This is a genomic window from Rhodothermales bacterium (assembly GCA_041391505.1).
GTDB lineage: Bacteria > Bacteroidota > Rhodothermia > Rhodothermales > JAHQVL01 > JAWKNW01.
In genome coordinates, this window is sequence record JAWKNW010000015.1 from 84,209 (window position 1) to 101,872 (window position 17,664).

14 protein-coding genes are annotated in these 17,664 nt (G+C 64.2%); 7 read left to right on the forward strand and 7 right to left on the reverse strand.

All coding sequences use genetic code 11. The annotated features are described in order from the left end of the window. Positions 1-32: 32 nt before the first annotated feature. On the forward strand, positions 33-1,322 hold the full coding sequence (locus R2834_15005; GenBank protein MEZ4701645.1) for an aminotransferase class V-fold PLP-dependent enzyme: 1,290 nt from the start codon (positions 33-35) through the stop codon (positions 1,320-1,322). A 285-nt stretch (positions 1,323-1,607) separates the two neighbouring features. Further along, positions 1,608-2,066, forward strand: a complete 459-nt coding sequence (locus tag R2834_15010) for a hypothetical protein (protein MEZ4701646.1) — start codon at positions 1,608-1,610, stop codon at positions 2,064-2,066. A 398-nt stretch (positions 2,067-2,464) separates the two neighbouring features. Here the strand turns inward: R2834_15010 and R2834_15015 are convergent, their stop codons facing one another. Beyond that, positions 2,465-2,995 carry a hypothetical protein gene (locus tag R2834_15015; protein ID MEZ4701647.1) on the reverse strand — a complete coding sequence of 177 codons (531 nt, stop codon included), beginning with the start codon at positions 2,993-2,995 and terminating at the stop codon, positions 2,465-2,467. A gap of 344 nt (positions 2,996-3,339) precedes the next feature. Between R2834_15015 and R2834_15020 the strand changes: the two genes are divergently transcribed. After that, a complete protein-coding gene (locus tag R2834_15020; protein ID MEZ4701648.1) occupies positions 3,340-3,567 on the forward strand; it encodes a hypothetical protein in 228 nt (75 codons plus the stop codon). Positions 3,568-3,650: 83 nt separating this feature from the next. Continuing rightward, positions 3,651-3,827 carry a DUF6435 family protein gene (locus tag R2834_15025; protein MEZ4701649.1) on the forward strand — a complete coding sequence of 59 codons (177 nt, stop codon included), beginning with the start codon at positions 3,651-3,653 and terminating at the stop codon, positions 3,825-3,827. Between the two features lie 17 nt (positions 3,828-3,844). Here R2834_15025 and R2834_15030 read toward each other — a convergent pair whose 3' ends face one another. Genes R2834_15030 through R2834_15040 form a run of 3 tightly spaced genes read right to left on the reverse strand, consistent with a single transcriptional unit; the run spans position 3,845 to position 7,129 of the window. Further along, complete coding sequence (locus R2834_15030) at positions 3,845-5,503, reverse strand: hypothetical protein (protein ID MEZ4701650.1); 1,659 nt, start codon at positions 5,501-5,503, stop codon at positions 3,845-3,847. Between the two features lie 10 nt (positions 5,504-5,513). Then, positions 5,514-6,368: an amidohydrolase family protein gene (locus tag R2834_15035; protein ID MEZ4701651.1), complete on the reverse strand. Its 855-nt coding sequence runs from the start codon at positions 6,366-6,368 to the stop codon at positions 5,514-5,516. A gap of 14 nt (positions 6,369-6,382) precedes the next feature. Further along, positions 6,383-7,129: an SDR family oxidoreductase gene (locus R2834_15040; protein ID MEZ4701652.1), complete on the reverse strand. Its 747-nt coding sequence runs from the start codon at positions 7,127-7,129 to the stop codon at positions 6,383-6,385. A gap of 346 nt (positions 7,130-7,475) precedes the next feature. On the opposite strand from R2834_15040, the gene R2834_15045 reads away from it, so the two are divergent. Further along, a complete protein-coding gene (locus R2834_15045) occupies positions 7,476-9,245 on the forward strand; it encodes a T9SS type A sorting domain-containing protein (protein MEZ4701653.1) in 1,770 nt (589 codons plus the stop codon). A gap of 365 nt (positions 9,246-9,610) precedes the next feature. Here R2834_15045 and R2834_15050 read toward each other — a convergent pair whose 3' ends face one another. After that, complete coding sequence (locus tag R2834_15050) at positions 9,611-10,738, reverse strand: sialidase family protein (GenBank protein ID MEZ4701654.1); 1,128 nt, start codon at positions 10,736-10,738, stop codon at positions 9,611-9,613. An 82-nt stretch (positions 10,739-10,820) separates the two neighbouring features. Between R2834_15050 and R2834_15055 the strand changes: the two genes are divergently transcribed. Further along, positions 10,821-12,974: a hypothetical protein gene (locus R2834_15055; GenBank protein MEZ4701655.1), complete on the forward strand. Its 2,154-nt coding sequence runs from the start codon at positions 10,821-10,823 to the stop codon at positions 12,972-12,974. A gap of 270 nt (positions 12,975-13,244) precedes the next feature. On the opposite strand, the gene R2834_15060 is transcribed toward R2834_15055, so the two are convergent. Both R2834_15060 and R2834_15065 read right to left on the reverse strand, forming a co-directional pair. After that, the gene (locus tag R2834_15060; protein MEZ4701656.1) at positions 13,245-14,525 is read right to left on the reverse strand and encodes a BNR-4 repeat-containing protein; all 1,281 of its coding nucleotides are present in this window, start codon (positions 14,523-14,525) and stop codon (positions 13,245-13,247) included. Between the two features lie 85 nt (positions 14,526-14,610). Further along, the gene (locus R2834_15065) at positions 14,611-15,204 is read right to left on the reverse strand and encodes a hypothetical protein (GenBank protein ID MEZ4701657.1); all 594 of its coding nucleotides are present in this window, start codon (positions 15,202-15,204) and stop codon (positions 14,611-14,613) included. A 440-nt stretch (positions 15,205-15,644) separates the two neighbouring features. On the opposite strand from R2834_15065, the gene R2834_15070 reads away from it, so the two are divergent. Beyond that, positions 15,645-17,651 carry a hypothetical protein gene (locus R2834_15070; GenBank protein MEZ4701658.1) on the forward strand — a complete coding sequence of 669 codons (2,007 nt, stop codon included), beginning with the start codon at positions 15,645-15,647 and terminating at the stop codon, positions 17,649-17,651. Positions 17,652-17,664: the final 13 nt, after the last annotated feature.

The window sequence follows — 17,664 nt, forward strand, 5'->3', positions numbered from 1 at the left end:
GGAGCCGGGTCAGATCAAGCATCCGAACAAACATGCGCAGACGAGATTTTTTTGAGCGGATGGGGGCCGGGGCCTGTCTGATAGGCTGGAAGCCCGACGCCCTCGAACGCCTCGCGCCGGCCTTCAGCGCCGCGCGACCCCGGACGGCGGAAGCCCTGGCGGCGGATGAGGATTTCTGGCTTCAGATCCGGCACGCTTTCACGATCGATCCGAACCAGATCAACCTCAACAGCGGCAGCGTGAGTCCGGCGCCGCGTGTGGTTCAGGAAGCCGAGCAGCAGTACAACACCATCGTAAACATGAGTCCGTCCTTCTGGGCGGATGAGATGCTGTACCCGGAGCTGGAGATGGTCCGGGGCCGGCTTGCCGGACTCTTCGGCTGCGACGCGGAGGAGTTGGCCATCACGCGCAATACTTCGGAATCCCTGCAGATCGTCCAGTTCGGTCTGCGCCTCGAGCCCGGCGACGAGGTGTTGACGACGACGCAGGACTATCCCCGGATGCTGACGACGTGGGAACAGCGCGCCCGCCGCGACGGGATCGTGCTTCGGGCCATACCGATCCCCACGCCGGCCGAACACCCCGATCAGCTGACCCAGCTCTTCGAGCAGGCGATCACGCCACGGACGCGGGTCATCCATTTTAGCCACATCACCTATACCGCCGGCCAGATTTTTCCGGTGCGCGCCCTGTGCCGTATGGCGCGGGCCCGGGGAATCCGGACGATTGTCGATGGGGCGCATGCCTTCGCCCATTTCCCGTTTACCCGCGACGAGCTGGAGTGCGACTTTTTCGGGACGAGCCTGCACAAATGGCTCACCGCGCCCTTTGGCACCGGCTTTTTGTACGTACGGCGCGAGCTGATCCCGGAGGTGTGGCCTCTCATGGCGGCGCCGGCGAGCATGGACGCGGATATCCGCAAGTTCGAGCAGATCGGCACCCACCCCGTGGCCAACCGCAACGCCATCGGCGAGGCGATCGCGTTTAACGAATACATCGGCATTGACCGCAAGGCCGCGCGGCTGCGCTATTTACGTCAGCGCTGGACCGATCAGGTGCGGGATCTCCCCGGGGTGCAACTCCTGACTTCGGACGACCCGGCGCAGTCCTGCGCGATCGGCACGGTGCGGCTTGCCGGCGTCGGCGCGCAGGAGCTTACGGACGCTCTGTGGCGCCGGCATCGCATCCACGTGCGTCCCCGGTTCGTTCCAGGAGAATGGGAGGGCGTTCGGGTGACGCCGAATGTGTTCACGACGGTCCAGGAAGTGGACGCGTTCGCAGCGGCGATCGAGGGCGTCGCTCGGCGCGGATTGAACGGTTAGCGGGCGGTCTCCCCGGCTCCATGCGCTTCCGTATCGCCTGGGCGAAACCCGCGTGTTCGCCGGTTTTGGATCAGGAGGCGGCCTAATAATATTAGGAAATAATGAAGAAACCGCTTACAGTGTTAAGCTAAAATTATGTAAGCCCTTCCTGTTAGAAACTTTCGGAGGCAATCGGGTCTTTTGAGGGTGTGACACCGGGGGCGAGTCACCGCCCCCGGTATCCGAACCACGCCGGCTGTGATGAGCAGACCGGCGGCCTTTCAACAAGACCAAACAGATACTCCAATGAGACACGTCAAGCTCCCGCTTTACCTGCTCGCTTTTTCCATATTCGCGCTTCCCGCGGCGGCCCAGTCCCTCGTTCCCGATGTCGAGCCGTACGTCAACCAGTACATCACCGAGGCGACTGGCGACTACAGCCCGCAATGGTGGAATGCGCTATCCTCGGAACTGGTGCTGGCGCTGACCTCGTCGACGGTGCAGGACGAGCAGGTGGCCCTCCAGAACATCATCTTCTTTGCGGAGATGCATGGGAAGCGGCTCAACCTGAAGCCGGCGGTGCCCCATCTGCTTTCCCTGTACCGGGATGGGGCAACCGAAGGCACGCGCATCATGGCGCTGGCGGCGCTCAGTGCGATCGGCAGCCACACGGCAATGAGCGAATTGCGCGAGGAGGTGGCATACGAAGCCTCACCCCGCGTCAAGAAGCTGACGGTTGCCGCCCTGGCCGAGTATTATCGATAGGGAATCGCTTAACGACAAGACACCGCGCACCACGCGAAACGAGGGATGGGTGCGGGATGCAAGATGCGGGATGCAAGATGCGGGATGCAAGATGCGGGATGCAGGATGCTAGATGCAGGATCTCGCTTGAGAGACAGGGTTCTGGACCGGTAATCCTGCCCGCCCGCATTCTGGATCGGACGCTCGGCGCGTCAGGGTGCGCACGTTCTACCGCATAACAATACCCCCTGTGCACGTCGCGACTCGCTTGCCCTTCGGCCCCCCAAACGATGGGCTGGCGTTTCACTTCGTGCACAGGGGGTTGATTGTTGTGCACTAAAGTAAGGGATCGCCCGGGTGGCCGTATAGGTCAAACGACTGAAAGATTTAGCGATTCGTTATCCAATCCACTCATCCACTCATTCGTTCTCGTTCGTTTCGATCACGAGGTTCATGTCTTCGAGTGCGGAGAGGATGTTCGGGAAGGCCTCGTCGTACAGCTTGACGGCCATTTCCTGGAGCGACGTTCTGCCCGAGCCGTTGCCGCTCTGGACCGTGCCTTTCGCGATGGCCACGCAGGCCTTCCAGAGCGAGGCGCGAAGGCCCCACTTGTTGACCGAGTACCGCGTACCCGTTCGTTTTCCGCCACGCTGGATCGACACCTGGAGGTGCGCCAGCGGGCCGTCGCTGCCTTCGACAAAGGTAAGGCTCAGGCCCGGTACACCGGTCTTGACGGTTTTGGAGCCTGATTCCACCGTTCGCGATGCGAGTTTCGGGGCATCTTTCAGCTTCTCATCCCGCCAGGCGATGGCTTTTTCGAGCGCTTCTTCCTTGCCTCCGTAGACACCGTCGGAAAACAGCTTGGAGCATGGATTGGACTTCCGGCGGATACGGACCCACCAGCCATGCGTCTTCTGGTAGTCAAGACGCGTAATGTGTTGTAGAGACATGTTCTATCGGAACGTAGGGGTAGTGGATGACACGCCGGTGCGCGCTAGGGTCACGCAGCAGGGTGTCCGTGGGGTATATTGTTTTTTCCAGATGTTTCGCCGACATACAAGAGAGACCGCGGACGGACAGAGCCAGGGTTCGATGCAAAAGGATCCACATGCGATCGAACGAAATGCGTCCATTGCGGCAGGGGCTTGTTCCCTGTACCGGACATCCATCAAAACATACACATGAATGACGTACATGCCCAAATGGTTGCAAAAAAATCTTCTTATTTGATGCGCTTATTCAGGCTTTTTGATTGTATTTTCTAAAAATAGCCCATAAAAGCGAAAGATCGGCCATGAACGACCCAGCGCTGCCGGAAGGATCCGGCGAGGCGTCTCCGGAGGACGAACTCAGCCAGCGCGCGGATGTGATGCGAAAACGGTATCAGTACCGCCGGCTCATCATGAAACACAAAATGGGGCTGTCGCCCGCCTCTGCGGCGAAGCTGATCGGGCCCGATTGCGCCTACCATCTGTATCGCCACCTTACGGGTACCGGGAAGCGCGACGATACGGAGGGTTGAGGTCGTGTACCACTGGGCATACCGGCGGGGCCGCGGGTATGAGGGTTGCACGCTCGCTACGTTCCACCAGCCGAGGCTACACGATGTTTTCCTTTCTGTCCCGAAACCCGATTCGCGCCCTGGAAAAACAGTATAACAGCCTGCTCATAAAGGCCCGCGACGCACAGCGTGCCGGCGACATCAAGGCGTACGCGACCTGGACAGCCGAGGCCGAAGCGGTGTGGGGCCAGATCGAGGCGTTGCGCAAGTCGACCTCTTGAGGCCACGCCGGCGTGGCCTATAGTCCGTAATAGCGGCCCATCCAGTAGGGGAGCAGCCAGAAGGTTGGCGCTTCCTCCGTCGTGCCGCCATTTCCTCCGTCCGCCGCATACGGGTTGCCGTTGTGTTTCATGACGTGGCGCTCGTCCGGTGCGAGCACGTAGATGAGTTCCTGCTGGCTGTGCCGATCCGGGGAGCGGTTCGGCCGAACGTCGATCCGGTGGCTGTTCGTCATGCGCCACTCGATGAGGTCGAGCGGGGTGCGCGCGAGACGCATGCGGCTTTCCTCGGCGATGCGGGGGGTAAGCGGGCCGGCGCCGAGTGCGGCCGCCATGTAATTCCATAGCGCGTTGCGTTCGGGCATCACCTGCGCCCAGGTGAACCGAAGCGACTCGAGGTACCGGGCGCGAAGGACCGGATCCGTTTCGTAGCTCAGGAGCGGGAAGATGCTCAGGAAATACAGCTCGTCATCGGAATAATTGATTTCCCACTCCTGGCTGCCCCAGCGCCGGTATTCAAGCGCGAAGTGCGCGTATCCGCGGCGCACGTACTCCTCGTACGCTTCCTGATACCGCGGATCGCCCGTGATGTGGTACGTCGTCTTGAGAAACGAAAGAAGCTCCAGCGAACGCAGGGCGCGTTCGTAGTCGCCCTCCGGGGTCGCGAAATAGTCCTCACCCCATTGCCCCCAGCGCGTCGGCAGCCCGTCGACATCGATCAGGTTGAGGTCGTTGTCGAGCAGGTAGTCGGTCAGCCGGCGCACATAGGCGCGAATTTCTTCTTTTTCGGATTCGCCGGCCACGAGGTCGAAATAGATCGCGTAGCCGTAATAGTGCCCGACCGACTCGTCGGAACTGGTGTCGCTTTTCCACTCGATGCGCTCGCCCGGCACGCGGTGCCACTGGCCATTGTCCTGGTGCGGCGCCGGCTCGTCGAGGGTGCGGTAGGTGCGCGCATAGTAGCCCGGTATAGGGTCGATCGTCTCCAGGCGCATCAGGGACCGGAGGGCGCGTTCGGCGCGGTCGCGGGCCACGGAGGAGCCGGTGACGCGGTACCGGTAGGTCTGGGCTGCGAGGTACATGGCCGTCCACAGCCCGTCGTTGTCGTCGTCGCTGGTGACGCTGGAGGCGAGGTCGCCGGCGCGAAGGAGCTTCGAGCGGGTGACGAAGCCGTGCCGGACGTGGCGGGCTTCGATGACGGCGTCGAACGAGTCGGCCATGGCTTCCAACGCCATCGGCCGGAAGGCGATACGCGACACGCCGGCGTCGGTGCGGATCCAGACGGTCTCCGGCGCGTGGGGCTGGACGACGATCTGCCGGACGCGGTCGTCCGCGAGCCAGCGGCGGCCGGCGAAATACTGCCAGCGGTCCCATCGCTCGGTGGCGGACGCATCGAACCGGGCGGCGCCATGAGGACCGCCGAGCCACACGACCCCGTCCGGCGTGCGCGCGAACACCCTCAGGCTGTCTACCGGTCCGCGTTCGGCATGCCCCCAGGGTTCGCCGGCGGCGTCGACCCATGCGGCAAACGGGACATCGGGATCGCCGGGCGCGTAGTGCTGAGCCGTTTTTTGCAGGACGTAGCCGTCGAGCGATTGCGCGAGGGCGGCGGACGGCGCGATCAGCAGCGACGCAAGCCCGAGGACGACCGGAGCGAGGCGGGAGGGATGGAGGGTCATGCGGGCGAGTTCAGAGCCGGTAGAAGGCGCGGGCGTTGTCGCAAAACAGCTTTTTCGTGTCGGCTTTGGAGGCGGTCTTGATCGACTTCGCGAGGGTCTCGACCCATCGGGCGTAGGTGGCGGCCTGGAGGACCACGGGCCAGTCGCCCCCGTACATCACCCGATCCCAGCCGAAACAGTCGATCACATGTTCGACATACGGGATGAGATCGGCCAGCGCCCAGTTTTCAAGGTCGGCCTCGGTAACCAGTCCGGAGATCTTGCACCAGGTGTTGGGCAGGCCGGCAAACTGCTCCATCAGCTCGTCCCACGGCGACATGATGCGGCTTTTGATAAACGGTTTTCCGATATGATCGAGGATGAACCGCACGTCCGGGCATTCGCGGGCGAGGGTGATGGCGTTCCGAAACTGGTCGTCGCCCTTGAGGCACAGTTCGAAGTGCAGGTTGAACTCCGCCAGCAGGTTCACGCCCTCGACAAACGCCGGCTGGAGACAAAACCAGGGGTCGGGCTCGAACTGGATGATCCGGCGGATGCCCTTGACGAGCGGGTTCGCCGCCAGCTTCGCCACGGCGTCGCGGGCGGCGGCGCCCCGTTCGAGCGGCGCCCAGGGGACGATGCCGGCGATGCGCGGGTCAGCCGCGGCGAGCCCGGTCACCCAGTCGGCTTCGGCCTGGTACTGGGAGTAGTCCGCCTCGCACTGGAGGAAGACCATCTGTTCGATCTCGAGCGGAGCGGTGGCCGCATTAAAGTCGTCGAGCAGATAGGGTTTGTTCAGGAGCGGGATGTCGTCCAGCCAGGCGTAGCGGAGCCGGCCGGGATCCCACAGGTGGAGGTGGGTATCGATGATGGGAAAATCAATCATGGGTCTGGTATCGCTTATTTCGCGAGATAGCCGCCGTCGACCAGCATGTCGCTGCCGGTCATGAACGAGGCGTCGTCGCTGGCGAGGAAGGCGACGGCGGCCGCGACTTCCTCCGGCCGGCCCTGCCGGTTCAGCAGGTGCATGGCCGAAGCACGCTCGTTCTCGTTCTCGACATCGAGACCGAGCGCGTGGCAGGAGTTTACGAACGCGGAGGTATAGATGTAACCCGGGCAGAGGGTGTTGACGCGTATTCCATGGGGCGCGAGGTCCTGGGCCCAGCATTTCGTGAGGCCACGGATCGCGAATTTGGTGGCGTTGTAGGTAGCGAAGTTTGGCTGGCCCACAAAACCGCTTACCGACGAAAAATTGACGATGCTTCCGCCCCCGAGGCTTTTCATCTGGGGGACGACGTGTTTCGCCATGAGCGACGTGCCGGCGATGTTGACACGGCAAATCTGCTCCCATTGCTCCGGCGTGGCCTCTACTCCGGCAAAAATGAACGCTGCGGCGCTATTAACCAGGATCGAGGCCGGACCCAGGGTGGAGGCGACGCGGGTGCAGGCGCGTTCGACGGAGGCTTCGTCGCCGATGTCGGTCTGCACGAAGAGTGCGTCGAGGGCCTCGGCCATGCCGGCGTCGTCCGGCTTGAGGTCGAACAGGGCCACTTTGCACCCTTCCTCGCGGAGCCGTTTCGCCGAGGCATACCCGAGGTCGCCGAGGCCGCCGGTTACGATGGCTGTTTTGCCTGTTAATCCACGCATCGAAGGATGAGTTCAAGGTTTAAGGTTCGAGATTCAATGGGGCAAGGCCGACTCATTAACTCGTGTTACGCAAGGCATCGTGTCCATCTGTGGATGCAAGATGAAGGATGCAGGATTTCGCCCGAAAAGCCTGTTGCCCGGTACAAAATCCCGCATCTTGCATCCTGCATCAGATTACCAGGCACACGGCTGCGTGAGATCAGTCATGAAGCAAAATACCTTGAACCATCCTCCGCAACTTACCCTGTTTGAAAAGTCCATGCAACAAGCCCAAACGCTATAGTTTTCGCCGATCTGGCCGAAACCCGGGCCAAATGTCCTGCTATCACCATCGGTCCAGAACGCGATGAAAACGCTCGTTGTTACCCTCTTCTGCGCCCTGTTCGCGGCGCCCGCATTGGCCCAACCCTTCGCCAACGGCGCCGACGCCGACGGTGTCCTGGGGCAGATCGATCTGGCGTCGAACACGCCCGACACCCAGGCGGAGATCCTCCGCTACCCGCGCGACATGGCGATCGGGCCGACGGGCAAGCTCTTCGTGGCCGACTGCAACAACAGCCGCGTCCTCCGCTGGGCATCGGCCGATGCGATGCTCGATGCCAGCGACGCGGAGGCGGTACTTGGGCAGGTCAATTTCACCGATGGACTCTCGAACGGGGGCGGCGCCCTCGGCGACTGGACCGTGCAGTGCCCCTATAGCGTGGCTGTCGATGCCGCCGGCTCGCTCTGGGTCTCGGATCAGGCGAATAACCGCATCCTGCGCTTCGACAACGCCGAGAGCCTCACCGACGGCGCCAGCGCCGACGGGGTGCTGGGGCAGGCCGACTTTGTGTCGAACAGCGCGAATCGGGGGGGCAGCGCCGCAGCCAACACCCTGTATTCCCCGCGGGGCATCGCAGTAGATGCCGCGGGCCGCCTCTGGGTGGCCGATCAGGGCAACCACCGCGTCCTCCGGTACGACAACGCTTCCGCCAAGGCGGACGGGGCCGACGCCGACGGGGTGCTTGGGCAGCCTTTATTTACGTCCGCTACGCGTGACCAGGATGATATGGGGACGATTGCAGCAGGTATGAACTCCCCCTACGATACGGCTGTCGATGAAAACGGCGTCCTCTGGGTGGCGGACAAAAACAACAGCCGCATCATGCGGTGGGATAATGCGGCAGCCGCTTCCAATGGGGCCAATGCAGACGGTGTACTCGGGCAGCCAACGCTCGCCGCCGGCCAGGCCAATCAGGGCGGCGCCGCCTCGGCCAGCACCCTGAATCAGCCGCTCGCCGTGGCCGTCGATGCGCTGGGGCACCTGTGGGTCGCCGACCGAAATAACAACCGGCTCCTCTGGTACGACGACGCCGCGAACCAAGCGGATGGCGCCGCCGCCGATGGCGTGCTCGGGCAGGCTGATTTTACCTCGACCAGCGCCAACCGGGGGGGCAGCGTGGCAGCGAATACGCTCAACCAGCCGGAAGGCATGGCCATCGATCCGGTGAATGAAATACTCTGGCTTGCGGACGTCTCGAACCACCGTCTGCTGCGCTTCGACGCCGTGCTCGGCACGTTGCCTGTCGAACTCACGGCCTTCACCGTCCGTCGCGATGGCCGGCAGGTGCAGCTCGCCTGGACCACCGCCTCCGAGACCAACAACGCCGGCTTCCACGTCGAGCGCTCCGCCGACGGCGGCGCTACGTTCCAGGCGGTCGGTTATGTCGAGGGCCGCGGCACGGCCGGCGGCGAGACGCGCTATCGCTACACCGACGCCGCGCCGGCACGCGACGTCGTCTACCGCCTCAAGCAGGTCGACTTCGACGGCCGCTTCAGCTACAGCCGCACGGCCCTGGCTCCGGCGCTCGTCGAGGCCTACGCGCTGGAAGCCAGCTATCCGAACCCCTTCAACCCGGTGACGACCATCGCCTACGAGACGCCTGTGGATGGCGCGGTTCGGCTGGCGGTGTATGACGTGCTCGGCAAGGAAGTGGCCGTGCTGGTCGACGGCGAGCAGGCCGCCGGCCGGCACGCGGTCTCCTTCGACGCGGCGGGCCTGCCGAGCGGGATCTACTTCTACCGGATGACGGCCGGCAGCGCCTCGTTCACGCGGACGATGCAGCTGATGAAATGATAATCGTTGATGGTCGAGAGTTCATGGTCGATGCAGGGTGCATTGCTCACTCATACAGCAGAACCCTTCATTGATGCGAATAAGCCGTTGAAACGTTCAGCAAAAAGAAATGTCATCTCGACCGAACCCCCCGCGTACGCGGGGGAAGCGGAGAGACCTCCTTATGCCGAGCACTGCGCCTTTGAGGATGCGGCCGCGTCGTGATCTCCAAATGGCATTCAAAAGCCCATGTTAAGGAGGTCTCTCCGATCCAATGCCGGCAAGCCGGCGTCTTCGGTCGAGATGACATTATTTTGGGACATTTTGCCCTAATTCAACTGCTTATTGGCATCATTGACCATCAACTATCGACCATCAACTATCGACTATCGAACCGTCCAGATCGTCCCCCAGATATCGACTTTATGCGACGTCGTGTCGGGGCGCTGGTAGTAGACGGTGAGGAGGGTGTCCGGGGCGATTTCGAGGGAGGCGGGGTAGCCGAGATCGTGGTTGGGGGCATCGTCGCGGAGGATGATCTCGTCATCGGCAGACCAGGTGATCCCGTCGGGGCTGATGGCGGCGCGTTCGCCATAGGGCGGCCGGCGGTAGCCGTACGTCAGCAGCACGCGGCCGTCCGAGAGCTGGAACAGATGCGGCGGGAAACCCCATAGCGGCGCCTGGAACGGGTCGGCCCAGGTGCGGCCGCCGTCATCCGAATACGTGAGCCAGACGTTGAGCAGGTCGCTCTGGTCGTTGTACGGGATCGCGGTGCCCCGGATGGCCATCAGGATGCGGCCGGAATCGAGCTGGACGATGTGGGGTTCGCCGAATCGGAGGATGTCGGGTGTAGGGCAGGTGACGGTGGCGATCTGCTCCCATTCGGACGCCGGATCCGGCGCAGCGTAGACGCCGATGTGGCCTTCGTTCGTCCGGTAGGCAGCCACGAGGAGTGAGCCATCTTGCAGGGCGACGCCGCCATGGATGGTGTCGGGTCCGCGGCGCGGTGCGGACCAGGTTCGGCCTTCGTCCTCCGACACGAGCAGCCAACTGCCGTGGAGCGGGGCGGCGTCGCGGTACGCCGGCCGATCCACCTGGTTGATCCATCGCTGGCGTCGTTCGGCGTCGTAGGCGTTGCCGTAGGTCGTCTCGTAGTCCGTGCGCGTCCAGTGCGTCGACCAGATGTGCGCCAGGATGCGACCGTCGGGGAGGGCGGTCAGGCCGGATTCGCGGTCGTCGATGATCGAATCGTACAGCGTGTCGGGGCCCGTCCAGGTACGGCCGCGGTCCGCCGATCGCATCGCGACGATGGCGCCGTCCGGCGAGACGTGCTGCTCGGTGGAGGTGAAGGCGAGGAGCAGGTCGCCACCGCGGGTTTCGACCAGCGCTGGCCAGGCTGCGTAGGCGTCGGCATCCTCATAGATGCGAATGTGGCCGAGGATCTCGGCGCGGGGCGTCGGTTCGGCGTCGGGCTGGCAGCCGGCGAGCGCAAGCAGCAGGATGAGTCGTTTCACGAGCGTCGTTTTCGGGTGGGATTGGTGGTTGCAGGGATCTTCGTTATTCTCCCGATGCACGATAACCACGCACCGGGACCCCATGATACCCATCGTTCGACCTGCCGCGCTACTCCTATTGGCACTCGCGAGCTGCTCGCCCGCCGGCGAGACGTCGTCATCCGACTGGCTCGTTCATCCGCCTGCCACGCCGGCGGCCATCCGGTACGACGCCGCCGCGCACGAACTGACGCTCGACAACGGGCTCGTCCGCCGCACACTCCGGCTGGCGCCGAATGCCGCGACGGTGGGGTTTGACAACCTCGTCACGGGCGCCGCGATGCTCCGCGCCGTCCGCCCCGAGGCGCGGGTGCAGCTGGACGGCATCTGGTACGATGTCGGTGGCCTGACCGGCCAGCCGAACCACGCCTACCTGACGGAGGCGTGGATCGACGCGCTCGAGGCGGACCCGGCCGCGTTCCGGTTCGCCGGCTACCGGGAGGGGCCCCTCCGGCCGCATCTGGACTGGAAAAACCGCCGCTACGCCGGCAACAGCGTGTGGCCGCCCCCCGGTGTGGAGGTGGCGCTCCGCTTCGACGCACCGGGCGACCTGGGCGTGGAGGTCGATGTCCACTACGCGCTCCACCGTTCGATGCCCGTTATGGCAAAGTGGCTTACCGTCCGCAACCGGAGCGCGCGGACCGTCCGGCTCGACCGGTTCGTCAGCGAGGTGCTGGCGGTGGTGGAGGCGGAGTCGTCCGTCGAAACGCGTGAGCGGTGGATGCTGCCGGCGATGCACGTCCAGAGCGATTACAGCTTCCACGGCATGGACGCGGCGTCCTCCAACGCGACGATCCACTGGATGCCGGACTCGCTCTACGAGACGCAGGTCAGCTACCTGAAGACCACGCCGGCGCTGCTCGAGAGCCGGCCGCCGATCGGCCCGGGGATCGACCTCGGCCCGGGCGACTCACTCGTCACCTACCGGACCTACGAGCTGCTCTACGACAGCGACGACCGCGAGCGGCGCGGCCTCGCGGTGCGGCGGATGTACCGGACGATCGCACCCTGGATTACCGAGAACCCGATCTTCATGCACGTCCGTGAGTCGGACTCCGCGTCGATCCGGCGCGCCGTCGACCAGGCGGCGGAGGTCGGTTTCGAGATGGTGATCATCACGTTCGGGAGCGGATTCGACATGGAGAACGAGGATCCGGCCTACATCGAACGGATCCGGGACGATGTGGCGTATGCCCACGGCAAGGGCATCGAGCTGGGCGGCTATTCGCTGCTGTCGAGCCGGCGGATCGACGACGAGACCGATGTGATCGACCCGGCGACGGGCCGGCCGGGCGGCGCCCAGTTCGGCAACGCGCCGTGCCTCACGAGCCGGTGGGGCGAGGCGTATTTCGCGAAGCTCGAACGGTTTCTGGATGCGACGGGCATGGACGTGCTCGAGCACGACGGCTCGTACCCCGGCGACGTCTGCGCCTCGACGACGCATCCCGGGCACCGCGGCCTGGCGGATTCGCAGTGGCGTCAGTGGGAGCGGATCACCCGGTTTTATGCCCGCGCGCTGGCGAACGGCGTCTACCTGAACGTCCCCGACCTCTATGTCCTGAACGGCTCAACCAAGATCGCGATGGGGTACCGGGAGACGAACTGGAGCCTGCCGCGCGCCCAGCAGATCATCCATGGCCGGCAGAACATCTACGACGGCACCTGGGAGAAGACCCCCTCGATGGGGTGGATGTTTGTGCCGCTCGTCGAGTACCACGGCGGCGGCGAGGCCGCCACGCTCGAACCGCTCTCCGACCATCTGGACGCGTACGAGGCCCATCTCGCCAACCTGTTCGGAAATGGCGTGATGGCGGCGTATCGAGGGCCACGGCTGTACGACACGGACGAGACGAAAGCGGTTGTGAAGCGGTGGGTGGATTTCTACAAACGTTACCGCGCGACGCTCGACGGCGACATCATCCACCTCCGCCGCGCCGACGGCCGGCGCTGGGACGGGCTGCTCCACGTCAATCCCGAGGCGGATGTGAAAGGCCTCGCCATGATCTACAACCCGACGGATTCGGAGCTGCGCGAGACGATCCGTCTGCCGCTGTATTACACGGGGCTGACCGATCGCGCGCAGGTCCGAGTTGGGGATGGACCGGCTGCGCGGATGGGATTGGATCGGGGGTATTACATCGAGGTAGAGGTCGCTGTGCCGGCGAATGGATGGCAATGGGTAGAGATTAGCGATTAGCGCGAATCAGCCGTTGAATTAGGGCAAGATGCCCAAAAAAAGATGTCATCTCGACCGGATACGCCGGCTCGCCGGCGAAGTAGCGGAGAGACCTCCTTACAACTGGCTTTTGTATGTCATTTGGAGGTCGCGACGCCGCCGCATCGTCCATGGCGCTTTACTCGGCTCAAGGAGGTCTCTCCACTTCCCCCCGCGTACGCGGGGGTTTCGGTCGAGATGACATGTTTATTATCGTTTGAGTTGGGTGCGAATTGCCCTCAAGTGGGGGCCTCACTGGGCGATTTTCGATGTCCGATTGGCGATCCAAATTCCCGTGTGGTAGTCGGTGTAGTGCACATAGGCGCCGTTCATCCACAGGACGAGGTCGTCGGTGCCGGGGTAGCCGTAGGGGACGACGGGGCGGACGTTGAGAGCCTCAGAGTGCTGGGTGATCGGGTGGGAGGTCCAGGTGGCGCCGGCGTCCGGCGTGTCCCACCGCTCGATTTCGAACACCCCGTCGACGGGCCTGGAGAGGTAGACGATGTCGGGGTGGGAAGGGTGGATGACGATGCCGCCCGAGTAATGGACTTCGCGTTCGGCCTCGCCGGCGGGCGTCTGGGGAAACCAGGGGCCGGCGGCGACGATCTGTTGGTCATCCCAGCCGGAGCCGTTCCACCGGGCGTAGTGGTAGCGGTGATCCGTCTCTTCGGGGAGGCGGGTGTAGGCGATGACGGGCGTGCCGTCGGCATCGGCGGCGATGTCCCAGATCCAGGAGCGGATGCCGGAGGACCGGACGTCGTACACGAGGTCGCTCTCGAGGTGGCGGAAGGGCGTCTCGTCCATGCCGGCGATCCTGGAGCCATCCGCGCGGTGGAAGGCGCCGGCTTCGTACCGGGCATAATAGATCGAGTTGGTCGGCTCGTTGCGCGGGTGGCCGTCGGTGAAGGCAAGGTGGATGGCCGATTTGCCATCCGAAAACACCTTCAGATAGGGCCGGATGTCGTCGGATTCCCGGCCGGTCTCCTGGAGCAGGATCCGCGGCTCCGACCAGGCGACGCCGTCTTCCGACGTCGAAAACGTCGGTTTCCAGCTGGGGCCTCGCCAGAAGACGTAGAACCGGCCTTCATCCCGCAGATAGACCGGATGGCTGTAGGTGATCCGGTCGGTGTCCGACACCGTGACCGGATCGCTCCACGACGTGATATCCTCCGGATTCAGCGTGGTGCGGGTGAAGAGGCCCTTGCCGTTGTGGCGGGCATAAAAGGCCATGAGCCGGCCGTCGTCGAGCGGCAGGAGCGAGGCCGTGTTGTGGTCGTCGACGTCCCAGTCCAGCTCCAGGGTGTGCATGGCCACGCCCTTCGTGTCGTGGTCGTAGGAGCCGACGGTCAGCTGCCCGCCGGCCGTCATCCAGGCGGCGTAGGTACGTCGATGGGCGCCGTCGATGTACGCGGCGCGCGGGTCCTGGTACCAGCACCAGGCGCCGTCGTCGGTGAGGACGAACGGGGTGTCGGCCGGCGGGGTGTCGGTGGCGCAGCCGGCGAGGAGGAGAAAAAAGAGGAGGTAGCGAAACATGCCTTGCGGGTGTATGGATGCGGAGCGACAGAATGTCGGTCTTGGGGAGTCTCTGCGTGCGGCTGGGAAGTATGACGCGGTGCAGTCAGGGTGCAGGCGGCGGAGCGTCCAGCAGGCGGACGATCGCATCGAGCACGCGGCGATCCGCTAACATAAGCGGGTGGGCGGCAATGGGCAACCGGATGTCCGGGTGGTTCTGCAGCACCGCGCTGCGGGCGGGGACGACGAGCAGATCGTACGGCGTCCACAGCGAAACGAATCCCACCTGGCGGAGCGTGTCCGCATCGCGGTTCAGGTCTTCGATGAACGGGCTTCCGGGCCGCATCTGCCGCAGGCCGGGAAGGGGGGCGAAGTGGGACCAGAACGTGCCCCGGTGCGGGGCGGCGAGCGTGAGCAGCCGGCCGACCTGCGCGAGCCCGCCGAGCCGCTGCACATAGTAGCGTGCGATCAGGCCGCCCATGCTGAACCCGATCAGGTCGAACGCCGCGCCGGCGAGTTCGCCGCGGGCATACTCGGCCAGCTGGCCGGCGAGGGTTTCGAGCCCCACCCGGCCATCGCTCGGTTTGAAGTCGAGCGCATGCGTTGTTCTGCCGTGGTCAGCCAGCCGTTTCTCGATCCGGCGAAAAACAGCGCCGGTGTCGAGGAAGCCGTGGACGAGTACGACGGGGCGAGCGGGCATGGGGGATGGGGGATTTGGGATGCAAGATGCGGGATGCAGGATGCGGGATTTGGGATGCAAGATGCGGGATGCAGGATTTGGGATGCAGGATGCGGGATGCAGGATGCGGCGTGCAAGATGTTGAGTGACAGACATCCTGCATCCAACATCCTGCATCAAAATCCCATGTACAACATCCTGCATCCAACATCCTGCATCAAAATCCCATCTACAACATCCTGCATCCCAAATCCTATTTACAACATCCTGCATCCAACATCCTGCATCCCAAATCCTATTTACAACATCCTGCATCTCCCATCCCCCAAACCCCGCTGTCGGCTGGCGGGTTCTGTTTGCGCATCTCTCTACACACTCCGAATCCGCGGCGCGTTCCCCCTCTTTTCTGCCGCGCCTATCGCCTCTATACCTGCATTATCTCATGGTGACCACATACGATCATGGCCAAACAATCGAAACAGAAGGCTGCCGCTGAGGCGGTGCCTGACCAGCAAGTGCTCACGGAGCGCCAGGCGCTCCGGCTGAGCGAACTTTCCGGCGTGCCGGCGCAAGAACTCGTCAAAACGACGTTCGCCGAAGCCCACGAACGGGTGAAGTGGCTGATCGATCCCCAGCTGCTCTTTTTCCGCCGCATCTGCGGCCGCGTCGTCAAAAACGACCCCGTGACCGGGGTGCAGTACGGCGTACCCAACGCGACGGTGCACGTGCAGGATACGGACTGCTCGTTTTTCGGCTTCTTCCCCGGGGGATCGCCGTTCTACTGGCTCTTCCCCTTCAACTGCCGGACCGAGGAGATCGCGACGGTGAAAACCGACGCCTGCGGCAACTTCTGCGTCTTCGTCCCGCGCTGGGAGATCGACTGGATTCTCCGCTGGCGGCTGAAATACGTGTGCTATCCGGACATCCGGATCCCGAATCTGGAGGATCTCGTCCGCGAACTCTTCCCCATCCCGCAGCCCGATCCGCCCCCGTTCCGTCTGGATCGGCCGGAAGTGTTCGAGCGGCTGAAGGAAGTGCTCGGCGCCGGCGCCGCCGTCCGGCTCGAGGCACTCCGCGAATCGCCGGCGTTCGGCGCGTCCGCGCTCGAGGCGCAGGCCGTGCTCGAAGGGCCGGCGTTCACGACGCCGGTGCCGCCTCCGTTGCCCGTGGCGCTGACGGAGCGCGAGGGACGCGAAAAAGCCTTCGCATCGTTTGCGTCGCAGCACAACGTGGCGGCGCGGGATCTCTCGCCGGCGCGGTACCTCGGACCATTCCTGAAGTGCAAGGCCGTGCTGGTGCCCGAATGGCAGCCGATTTTCGATGTACCGGACATCACGTTCCGCGTGACGCAGGATTACGACTTCGACGGGGTCGAGGAAGTGATCTACAACGAGGGCTTTTTTGATGTCCGCTGGAATGCCGGCCCCATCCCGAACGTGACGCTCGTGGCGTCCGGCAGCGCCCTGGCGTCGCCGATCTGCGCGGGGCCCGTCGTCCCGCCGTGTTCGGTGCCGACCATCGTCACCGCCGGCCTGATGCCGCTTGAGCCCGGTTACCACAGTGCGGCAGGATACGCGCTGAGGCCGAACCGGCCGCGACGCCTGCCCCCGCCGGATGCGGCGTTCGGGTTTGCGGACAGTCCGAAACTGGCGGTCGGCGAGGCGCCGTATGCCGGGACGATCCAGCTGCACGGGTGCCATCGGTTTGCCGGCGCGCAATTCTATCGGCTGGTGTACGCCTTTGAGGGCGGGTCGGAGGTGCCTTTTACCCAGTTCTCCTGGAACGCGCCCCGGCTCGGTGGCGGCGCGCCGGTGCCCTTTGTGCCGGACGCGAACGGCTGGTACCCCATCGTCCCGGCGGCGGACCTCGTCTTTCCCCACTGGCTGTTGAACTGGGAGACCTGGCGCCTGACCCACGGGCATTATGCGGTGAAGCTCCAGACGGGCAACGCCGCGAAGTCGGTCATCGGGGAGAGCGCGCCGGTCGCGTTCGAGGTGGACAATACGAACCCGATCGCTTCGTTTGGCACCATCGCCTGGCGCGAGGCCGGCTCGGTGGGATGGCAAAATCTTCCGGATTCGTGCCCGGTGCTGAGCCGGCCGGCGGGTCAGGATATCGAGATCCGCGTGAGTTACACGGCGTCGGCACCGCACTTCCGCAATGTCCAGGCGGGGGTCAGCGGATGCGACGGCAGCCCGCTGGCGCGGATCGGCGACATGACGATCCCGTCGCAGCGCAGCCGGTTCGAGCGGTGGCACATCGCCGTGTCGGAGACCGGCTGGAGCAACGTGGGCACGTTTTTGTTGCCCGCCGGCACGCAGGATGGCGCCTACACCGTGGCGCTGGATGCCTACGGCCGCGCCTTCAACCCCGCCGGCAGCGACGCCGGCCCGGGTGCGGACTGGCACTACGATCCGAGCTGGTCGCGGAGCCATCCGCGGCGCACGATCTGCGTAATCACGGCGTAACGCCCTGCGGGCT

Bases quoted from the DNA above. Each gene is read 5' to 3' on its own strand.
- R2834_15005 (MEZ4701645.1), top strand. From the start codon at position 33: ATGCGCAGACGAGATTTTTTTGAGCGGATGGGGGCCGGGGCCTGTCTG.
- R2834_15010 (MEZ4701646.1), top strand. From the start codon at position 1,608: ATGAGACACGTCAAGCTCCCGCTTTACCTGCTCGCTTTTTCCATATTC.
- R2834_15015 (MEZ4701647.1), bottom strand. From the start codon at position 2,995: ATGTCTCTACAACACATTACGCGTCTTGACTACCAGAAGACGCATGGC.
- R2834_15020 (MEZ4701648.1), top strand. From the start codon at position 3,340: ATGAACGACCCAGCGCTGCCGGAAGGATCCGGCGAGGCGTCTCCGGAG.
- R2834_15025 (MEZ4701649.1), top strand. From the start codon at position 3,651: ATGTTTTCCTTTCTGTCCCGAAACCCGATTCGCGCCCTGGAAAAACAG.
- R2834_15030 (MEZ4701650.1), bottom strand. From the start codon at position 5,503: ATGACCCTCCATCCCTCCCGCCTCGCTCCGGTCGTCCTCGGGCTTGCG.
- R2834_15035 (MEZ4701651.1), bottom strand. From the start codon at position 6,368: ATGATTGATTTTCCCATCATCGATACCCACCTCCACCTGTGGGATCCC.
- R2834_15040 (MEZ4701652.1), bottom strand. From the start codon at position 7,129: ATGCGTGGATTAACAGGCAAAACAGCCATCGTAACCGGCGGCCTCGGC.
- R2834_15045 (MEZ4701653.1), top strand. From the start codon at position 7,476: ATGAAAACGCTCGTTGTTACCCTCTTCTGCGCCCTGTTCGCGGCGCCC.
- R2834_15055 (MEZ4701655.1), top strand. From the start codon at position 10,821: ATGATACCCATCGTTCGACCTGCCGCGCTACTCCTATTGGCACTCGCG.
- R2834_15060 (MEZ4701656.1), bottom strand. From the start codon at position 14,525: ATGTTTCGCTACCTCCTCTTTTTTCTCCTCCTCGCCGGCTGCGCCACC.
- R2834_15065 (MEZ4701657.1), bottom strand. From the start codon at position 15,204: ATGCCCGCTCGCCCCGTCGTACTCGTCCACGGCTTCCTCGACACCGGC.
- R2834_15070 (MEZ4701658.1), top strand. From the start codon at position 15,645: ATGGCCAAACAATCGAAACAGAAGGCTGCCGCTGAGGCGGTGCCTGAC.